At 72.0% G+C, this 692-nt stretch carries 1 protein-coding gene; it reads left to right on the plus strand.

What is annotated here, in order from left to right; translation table 11 throughout:
- The coding region (locus tag G7A99_RS23130) for an aconitase family protein (RefSeq protein ID WP_240466396.1) at positions 1-692 on the plus strand (692 nt) is incomplete at both ends.

Here is a 692-nt window from a genome sequence, read left to right on the forward strand (position 1 = left end):
GGCGTGGCCTTCCCCGACACCTGCGTGGGCACCGACAGCCACACCCCCCACGTGGACGCGCTGGGCGTGATCGCCGTGGGCGTGGGCGGCCTGGAGGCGGAGAGCGTCATGCTCGGCCAGCCCTCCTACATGCGCCTGCCCGACATCGTCGGCGTGGAGCTCACCGGCCGGCCGCAGCCGGGCATCACCGCCACCGACATCGTCCTCTCGCTGACCGAATTCCTGCGCCGCGAGCGTGTCGTCTCCGCGTACCTCGAGTTCTTCGGCGAGGGCGCCGAGGCCCTGACCGTGGGCGACCGCGCCACCATCTCCAACATGACCCCGGAGTACGGCGCCACCGCGGCGATGTTCCACATCGACCGCCAGACCATCGACTACCTCAAGCTCACCGGCCGCGACGACGACCAGGTGCGGCTCGTCGAGACCTACGCGAAGGAGGCCGGCCTCTGGGGCGACGCCCTGAAGAGCGCCGAGTACGAGCGCACACTCACCTTCGACCTCTCCGCGGTCGAGCGGACCATGGCCGGCCCGTCCAATCCGCACCGCCGCCTGCCCACCTCGCAGCTCGCCGAGCGCGGCATCGCCGGCGCCTGGGAGGAGACGGAGGGGCGGATGCCCGACGGCGCGGTGATCATCGCCGCCGTCACCAGCTGCACCAACACCTCCAACCCGCGCAACGTGGTCGCCGCCGG

Source organism: Arhodomonas sp. KWT (assembly GCF_010993615.1).